The organism is Streptomyces glaucus, from assembly GCF_039533365.1.
Lineage (GTDB): Bacteria > Actinomycetota > Actinomycetes > Streptomycetales > Streptomycetaceae > Streptomyces > Streptomyces glaucus.
Genome location: NZ_BAAATK010000018.1, coordinates 117,529 through 125,653, shown reverse-complemented (window position 1 = coordinate 125,653; position 8,125 = coordinate 117,529). Strand labels below are relative to the sequence as shown.

Annotated in this window: 7 protein-coding genes; all 7 read right to left on the bottom strand. The window is 70.1% G+C overall.

Annotated features, from left to right (window positions below; genetic code table 11):
* Positions 1-358: 358 nt before the first annotated feature.
* The 7 genes from ABD363_RS16180 to ABD363_RS16150 all read right to left on the bottom strand — a co-directional run bounded on the left by ABD363_RS16180 (position 359) and on the right by ABD363_RS16150 (position 8,114).
* Entirely contained in the window at positions 359-1,180 is an 822-nt protein-coding gene (locus tag ABD363_RS16180) for a hypothetical protein (RefSeq protein ID WP_344603983.1), read from the bottom strand.
* Between the two features lie 360 nt (positions 1,181-1,540).
* A complete protein-coding gene (locus tag ABD363_RS16175) occupies positions 1,541-1,864 on the bottom strand; it encodes a hypothetical protein (RefSeq protein ID WP_344603981.1) in 324 nt (107 codons plus the stop codon).
* Positions 1,865-1,939: 75 nt separating this feature from the next.
* Complete coding sequence (locus ABD363_RS16170; RefSeq protein WP_344603979.1) at positions 1,940-2,350, bottom strand: hypothetical protein; 411 nt, start codon at positions 2,348-2,350, stop codon at positions 1,940-1,942.
* 101 nt (positions 2,351-2,451) lie between these two features.
* Positions 2,452-2,835 (bottom strand): hypothetical protein, encoded by a 384-nt coding sequence (locus tag ABD363_RS16165; RefSeq protein ID WP_344603977.1) that lies wholly within the window; start codon positions 2,833-2,835, stop codon positions 2,452-2,454.
* Between the two features lie 12 nt (positions 2,836-2,847).
* Positions 2,848-5,877: a hypothetical protein gene (locus ABD363_RS16160; protein WP_344603975.1), complete on the bottom strand. Its 3,030-nt coding sequence runs from the start codon at positions 5,875-5,877 to the stop codon at positions 2,848-2,850.
* Between the two features lie 42 nt (positions 5,878-5,919).
* Positions 5,920-7,122, bottom strand: coding sequence for a hypothetical protein (locus ABD363_RS16155; RefSeq protein WP_344603973.1), 1,203 nt, complete (start codon positions 7,120-7,122; stop codon positions 5,920-5,922).
* Positions 7,122-8,114, bottom strand: a complete 993-nt coding sequence (locus ABD363_RS16150; RefSeq protein ID WP_344603971.1) for a hypothetical protein — start codon at positions 8,112-8,114, stop codon at positions 7,122-7,124. Before ABD363_RS16150 ends, ABD363_RS16155 begins: the two co-directional genes overlap by 1 nt.
* Positions 8,115-8,125 lie beyond the last annotated feature (11 nt).

Genomic DNA, 8,125 nt, shown 5'->3' with positions numbered 1-8,125 from the left:
CGCCTGCCGCGGGCGCGCCGCGCCCAGGCGCGCCCGCGGCAGGCGCGCGCTCACAGACCGGGCGCGCGCTCGTTGACCTGCGATTTCCTATGTCGCGCGCCGCGCGCCCAGGGTCGGCGCGCGCCCAGGCGCGGCGCGGGAACTCCGATCGGCGCGGTGCGGCCGCGCGCCATCAGCCGCTCGAGGGCGCGCGCTCCACGGCGCGGGGAAGGTCCTCAAGCGCGCGCCGTTGATCTTGTGGCGTGCCGCCAGCTACGCCGTTCCCGTGCGCGCGGCGCGCGCCCAGGCGCCCGGACACGGCGAAGGGCGCGCCATCAGGCGCGCCCTCAAGTGGTCGGCGATCCAGTGGCCGCGCGCTCTACCGCGCGCGCGGCCGCGCGGCGCGGCGAAGGTCCCGGCGCTCCCGGCGCGCCTCCTGAGCGGCCGCACGTCCCTCGCCGCGGACCTGGCGCAGAAGCTGCAGCAGTTCCTGGGGGTGGGCCTTGCCCAGGAGCTTGAGCGCCTGCAGCCGGTGGTTCGGCTCGCTGGGCATCCGGCCGTGGCGCGCCTCCGCGTACTGGATGGCGTAGCGCAGGAACGCGGCCTCGGACGCCACGCGCTGACGGAAGCGCTCGACGTGCTCCTCCCGGGCCTTGCGGCTCTCGCCGGGCGCAGGCTCGGGCATGAAGCGGGCCGGCTCCTTGAACATGAGGCGGCAGATGTCCGCCGCCCTCTTGGCTACTCTCGGTGAGCGAAATGCGAGGGCCTCAACCCGCGGGGACGTCGGCGGGGGGACCGGCTCATCGAGGACGAACGCCGTCCACCGGTCGGTGAACGCCTCGTCGTCGAGGGCCGCCAGTTCCTTCGCATGCTCGTGGGCCAGGTCGTCGACGATGTCCTGGATCGGTCCCATGGCGTCCTTGAGCTTCGCCCGCCACGGCGCGATGCGGGCCTGCTGCTCCCGCTTGCTCTCCCCCTCCCGGAGGGGGTTGTACCACTTCGCCCGCCGCATGGCCGTCTCCAACGCGACCAGCGTGCGCGGGGCGAGCCGGCGATCCGCGAGTGCGGCACCTTGCACGTCCCGCGGGGTCCGCCCGTCGGTGCCGCCTGTGACGTGCCTGACGACCGCGTCCATGAAGGCGTCCGGGTCCATCTGGGACAGTCGCTTGATCGCGGCGGCAACCTGCTGCGCATCGGCCATAGGGGGGTGGACCTCCGTCTCCGGTGTGCCCCGTGCTCTCGGGCCACTGTGTCGTGATGCACCTGGTGAAACAGGGCGAGGTGACCGTACAGGCGCGAACGGCGTGTGCCGGATCATCGCAGGAGCATCCGCTCCCCGGCCCCGCGTGCTCTACACGCACCCGGTTACTCGATTCCATGTGGTCAGGGCCACCACGGGGCGGAGGAACACCCCCACTCTCTTAAAGACGCGGAGCGAGAGTGTGTCTTGACGCCACTAGACCCTGACCGGAACCTCAAACGCACTTGTCGCGGTAGCTGTACGGCCACCTCTGCAGCAGATGGTACCCGCCGGTCAGGGGCCGGCCGGGTGCCGCGGGTGCTATTCGGCCCGCTGAGGCGTCTTCCTGGTCGTCACGGCCTCGAGCCACGGGGCGAGCTTGGCCGGCTTCCAAAGCAGGTCGTAGCTCGTCTGGGAGGCCGCCAGGACACCGAGGATGGTCGCGGCCGTGAGCTGGCCGTGCTGGAACTGGGCCAGCCCGCCCTCCGCGGCCACGGTAGCGACGCCGGCGACGAGTGCGGCGGCGACCGCGACGATCTTCTTGTTCCGCGCCGACCAGGCGGGCCGCTGCACCACCGCGGTGAGCAGCGGCAGCACGGCGCCGACCTGGGCGCCGGTCGTGAGGGAAGTGAGCGTTGCAGACATGGGTCCTGCCCTTCGCTGGGGGTGCGTATCGGGCGGACTGTGACGGCTGCCGGCGTCTTGCGTCGCCCGCTGGGCTCAGCGCTCGGAGTCGTCGGCCAGGTCCTCGGCGATCTCCAGCGGAGGCGGCGGCGCGGGGCGCTCGTACAGCTTGGCGACCAGGGCCCGGAGCTGGTGGATGTACTCCACCGCCGCGGCCTTCCAGCGACGCCATTGCCGCTGTTCCTCCTCCAGGCGCTCGACCCGGCTCTCCAGGGTGGCGACCCGCTCGAGGGTCTGCGCGTTCGTCGCGCGCTGCTGCTCCAGGAGCTGGGTAAAGCCTTGCGTCACGGTCTGCACGGACGCCACGAACGTGTTCGCATCCGCTGTTTGGGCGTCGGCTTCGGTCTTCTTCTTGTTCCCTCGGTACACCAGCCACGCCCCGCCCAGCACACCAGTCATGCCGAAGACGGAGCTGAGGACAGGCGCCAGAGAGGTAAGCCACTCCACGGGCGCCTCCTCGGCCAACGGTCATCAGGTCGGGTGCGCGGGAGCCGGGGCCGGATGGCCCACGGCTCCCCGCAGCCGGCACGCTGTACCACCCCGACGTCTTATGTCGTGCCCTGCTGTGCCTCGACGGCCGGGGCGGGTGCGACGCCGGAGACCGCGTTCCATCCGGCGCGTATCGCGTCGAGGAGTTGCTCATCGCTGATCGCGGCCGCCATCGCCGCCGGATCGGTCGTGTCGGCGGCCGCGGCCACAGCGAGCAGGGCAGGCGAGACGATCAGGCCGACCATCATCGACGCGGCCTGTTCTTGGGTGGGGCTCAGGACCGTCTTTGCCAGGTTCCAGCGCAGTGGGTAGCCCGGAGTGTCCGCCGTTTCGCGGAACACTTCCTGTGCGACCACGGCGATGGCCATGCGCACACGCGGCAGTAAAGACGCCTCGCAGGCCAGGTCACACATCGTCTTCAAGGGCAGTGGCAGAGCGGACATAACGGCACTTCCTCACTTGGTATAGGTGACACGTAGTTTCGGGGGGTTTGTCTGGCCGTAGCCGCGGGCGCGTCCGTAGTACGTCGACGACGTCGAGTTCGGATCCAGGGCGATGCCGCGCCACGACGTGCTGTCGAAGACTGAGGTGATATCAACCCATTTGCCCTCGTTGCGGGCCCAGGAAATCGTCTGGGACTCGGCGTCGCAGGAGAACGTCGACGGCCTGGAGGTGTGCTTGTGGGCCTTGATGACGGCCCGGCCGCCGGCGTTGGCGTACCAGTGATCGAAGTACAGGTAGACCTCCGCCTTCTCGATCTTCGCGCCGGACAGGTCGGTGCCGAGCGATGAGGGGAAGCCGATCAAGGCGGCCTGCACGCCGTTCGTCGACGAGTAATAGCCCTGGTAGCAGGAGTTCCCGAAGTAGCTGTTGTACGAGCTGCGGTTGGAGTACGACCCGGACCAGGCGCAGGCGTACGTCTTGGTGTACTTCGTGGGCGGCTGGGTGACTGTGCCGCCGCCGTCGTTGTAGCCGCCGGTGGTCGGGATGTAGGGGCCGGTGTCCTCGACGTAGAGATAGCCGGGGTTGTCGCTCCCGGCGTACAGGTCCAGGGTCTGCCCGGAGGGGCCCAGCGCGTTGGCGAAGGTCAGCAAAAAGCGGTGCGTTCCGGCACCAAGACTTCGGCCGGCGACGTTGTACTCCAGCCGCGCGGTGAAGCTGGTACCGGAGGGCATCGGGTGTACGGCGATGTACCGCTGAGTGCTGGTGATCTTGGGTGCCGTGGTACCGCCGTCGCGCAGCCGGAGCTGGAGTTCGCCGCCGGACACCGATGGGTTGGCTCGAGCCGCGAACACCACCCGGTACATCCGAGTCGCGTCGATGTCGCAGACCAGTTCGACGTAGCCCATCTCCGTGCCGGACGCGGTGCGGGTGCTGTTGGGGAAGGTGATCGCCTGGATGCCGCGGGCGAGCTGGTCGAGGTGGGTCGTCCAGTCCGCGCCGCCGACGGTGAGGCTGTCGGCGACCGTGAGGCGCTGGAACCCGGCGCCTCCGTCCTGGTCGATGGTGGCAACCGGCACCCCGTCCGTCGAGAGGGTCAAGTAGTTGGGGCGGCCGGTCACCAAGGCGACCGCCTCATCGCCGGCGTCGTCGAACAGCTGGAGCCCGCGGGGACTGATCTCCGCGCGGGCCCCGGAGACCCCGGAGGCCAGGACGATCCGGCATACGGCGTTGTCGTACTGCACGGTGCCCGCGGTGGCGTCGACGCTGGAGCAGGCCACACGGAGCTGCGTGGTGCCGGTGGGGGCCGCGGCCGTGGGAGCGCCGCTGAGGGTGGTCCACGCGCCTTTGACGGCCAGGCCGTCCCCGGTGGTGACGGTGCTGTACCCGAGGATCGTGCCGGCGGCGTCGAGCCACTGCCCGTACAGGCTGATGCGGACGCCGTCCCAGTCGGCGGAGGCCAGGTAGTCCATGCTCAGCCACAGCTTCTGGCCGGGCACGGCGGGCAGTGTCGCCAGCGTCATGGACCGGGTGATCGCCGCGGTGTTGGCAGCGTTTACCTGAAGGGCCCGCGGGGTGCCGTTGCCGGGCGTGACGATCGACCAGTACGTGCTGCCGGCGACGCGCTGGTCGGAGACGGCTCCCTCGAAGGAGGGGTCGGCGATCACGTTGCCGTCCGTGCCGAGCGCCAGCCGGTCCGCGGTGAGCGAGCCGGCCTTGATGTGCGTAGCGTCGATCGTGCCCGCCAGGATCTTCGAGGCGGTGACGGCGTTGGCGGCCAGCTTGTCGGCGGTGACCGACATCGCCGCGATCTTCTCCGCAGTGACCGCCAAGGCCGCGATCTTCTCGGCCGTGACGCCCAAGGCGACGATCTTCTCCGCCGTGACCGAGTTGGCGGCCAGCTCGGTCGCGGTGACGGACCCCGCGACGACCATCCCGCCGGCGACCACCGTGCGCAGCTCGATGTTGTCGAACCAGGCCCGGCCGGCGATCACCTCGGACGCCTCGACCACCAGGACCGCGGTGGCGGTCGCGGGCGGGGCCAGCCCCTGCACGGCAGGCCGGACCCAGTCGCCGCCCGGGACGAGCGGCATGTCGGCGACGCCCCAGCCGACGACGGCGCCCGCGCTGTCCTCGTAGCGCAGGAACGCCTTCGCGCCGGCGCCGTCGAAGTCCGCGGAGACCTTGGCATCCACGGCGAGGTAGTGCCGCTCACCGGGCAGCACGGGCAGGCGGGCCAGCTCCAAGTTCTTCCACGTCCTGGTAGCGCTGGTGCAGTCCACGCTCAGCGCGCGGGCGGAGTCGCGGCCCGGCTCGACCAGGGTCCAGTCCGGGGCGCCGGTGATGAGCTGCGCGGTCAGCGGACCCTCGAAGCTGGGGTCGGGGGCGAGGTTGCCGACCCCGAGGGCGAGTTGGGCGGCGCCGATCGCCCCGAGCTTGACCTTGGCGGCCGAGATCGCCTCATCGGCCAGCTTCGTCTCGGTGACGATGCCGTCGATCAGGTCCTGGGGGACGGCCTGCCGCGGGACGCCCTCCACCGCGGTGGACGGCGGGCCGGCGACCGCCGCGGTGTTCTGCCCGACCAGGCGCACGAACACCGGGGTGTAGCCCTCGACCGCGATGGTGACGGTCCCGCCGAGTGGCGCGGTGATCGTGGCTGCCTGGGTGGTCACGTCCGGGGTGAAGTCCGCGGCCGCACCGACGTGGACCTGCACGAGGGAGAAGTCGGACGGGGTGGTGTACGCGTCATCCCACTGCCCGTCCCAGCCGATCAGGAGACCGGCGAGGACCGGCTGGACGGTGGGCGCGGTCGGTGTCGGCGGCGGGGCGGCGTTGACCGGGACCAGGGCGACGCCCCCGTCGGGCTGCACCCCGACGCTGCCCTTGAGGACCCCCTCGTCGTCGTAGATGTCGAGGGAGCCGCCCTCGATGGAGGTGTAGCTGGCCTGCGTGGAGCGTTCCAGCGCCTGCAAGCGCCGGTCGTAGTCGTCGAGCAGCTGCGCCAGGCGCTTCGCATCGGTCTGATCGTCGAGGAAGTTCGCCATGGCCGCGGATGATGAACGGCGGCCACGGCTAACGTCGCCTGCTCAGTAGTGGAAGGAGTCGGACCGCTTCAAGGTGAGGGTGCAGCGGCCATCCGCGCTGATCTCGTCGCCGACGATGCGGTGCCAGACGTCGACGTCGCCGACCCAGGGAACATGCACCTGGACGCGGATGTCGTCGCCCAGGGACCACGAGCCGAAGCGGGCGTTCGGGTGGTCCCATATCTGGATGGCGGGGATCTGCAGATTCGCGGTGCGACCAGCAAGCTCCTTCTCCCCTCGGGTGCGCAGCGCCTTGTCGGAGGACAGCGTCTTGTCGGTGACCGTGACGACGCGACGCAGCCGGCCGCCGCGCGCGCGGTAGAGCTGAGCCCGCTTCATCTTCTTGCCCTCGCCCTTGCCCAGGACGATGGCCTCGTTGGCGTAGTCGTCGCCCATGCCTTCCGGCTTGGCGATGGCGGCGATGTTCTCGCCGTCGACGAACCGCAGGTCGGTGCGCTTGCGGCCCAGGCGCGGCCGGCCGAGCCGGATCCGGTGGGTGATGGTGTTGCTCGTCGAGTTCGCCCAGGCGTGGGTCTCGATCCAGTCGAACGGGGTCTGAGTGGTCAGGGTGTCGAGGACCTGGCCGCAGTCGGGGTTGTCCCACCACGCGAGTTCCCACGGGTCCTCGCCGTCAGCAGTGCCGAGCAGCTCGCCCAGGTCGTGGCTGTCGATGACGAGGCCGATGTTGCCGCCGGGCTTGCTCTGGACGTGGTGCCAGACGTGCCGGAAGCCGTCGAACACGTCGATCCGCGGTCCGCCGTACGACTTCGGCGGGGGCGGAACCTTCTTCTTCGGCCTGCTCCCGTCGATGTAGCCGTCATGGTTCTTGTCCTTGCCCGCGTACGGGTCCGCCGGGGTGATCTTCTTCCCGGAGATGATGTAGCCCTCGTACGGGATGCCGTGCGGGTACGCGGAGAACCCCTCGCAGGCGATGGTGAACTGGGGCCCGTCGAACGAGGTCTTCGTGACGATGCCGCCCCAGCGGATCTGACCGTCGATCTCCAGGTAGAGCTTGGTGCCCCACTCCTGCAGGATCGGTTTCCCGTCGGAGCCGATCATGCGCGCATACTCGGGGGTGATGGTCCCCGTCATCGCGCCGGGCCCGGACAGATCCCGTTTGGGATTGGACGTCAGGGCGAACGGCACTTCCCAGTCGAGGATGTCCTCGCCGAGGGCGCGCTGAGCGATGAACCGCCACCCCTGCATCAGATCGCGTCCTCCGTCGGGTCTTCCACGAACTCGATGTCGGCGAAAACCGTCGACCCGCCGTCCGCCTCCAGGACCCCGGTGTATGCCGTGTCGCGGGCGCCGGCCCCGACGAGGACCAGGTCGTAGACGTTGCCGCGCATCGAGGAGGGGATGGAGATGGTGCCGCCCCCGACGAACGTGTACCGCTGGTAGCTCCCCGTCCAGTCGCAGTGGTAGTTCGTGAGGCCCGTCTCGAGATCGCCGAGCTGGGCCCACAGGTGCCCATAGCTGTCTTTGGCGTTGCGCTGATCCAGGCCGGCCCAGGTGGCGATGATGGTGGCGGACGTCGCCCACTCGGGGACCTCGATGTCCCAGCGCGCCCCGTTGGGGAATTCTTCCTTGGAGGGGTAGCGGACGTTTCCCACCTCGTCCGGGGTGTCCCATACGCCGCGCAGTGCGCGCACGACGCGGCGCCGGCGAGGGTTGGCCATCTCCCGCAGGTCCTTGATCATGCTCTGGGTGATCGTGGACGTGTTGGCGGGGATGTCGATGCGGGCCAGGGTGATCGCCGAGTCCCCGGCACGGACCTGCTTGACCCGGGTGGTGGTCTTCGGGACGCCGGAGATGACCCGGGTGAAGACGTACGGGCCGACTTCCGGGTTGGCGGGCTGGTTCCAGGTCTCGCCGTAGCTGTAGGGGTTCTCGATGCGCGCGATGATCAGGTCGCTGCGGGCGGCGGCCCCGGTGGCAGCGATGTCCACCGTGTCCGCGCTGGGCAGCCGCGCGGCGTACGCCTGGTACTTGGCGCCGGTCGCCCGGTTGAGGATGGCGCAGGCTCCGGTGGTGACCTGCACCTTGGAGCCTGGCGTGCTGAGCGCCTTCACCTGCAGGTCCGAGGCACCGATGATGCCCTCGGAGCCGCTGAACGCGGCATAGGCCAAGAGCCGTGCCACCTCGGAGCTGTGCTCGGCGCCGCCCTCGGTGAACCAGGGGACTGAATCCCACGCCATGATCGTCTTCC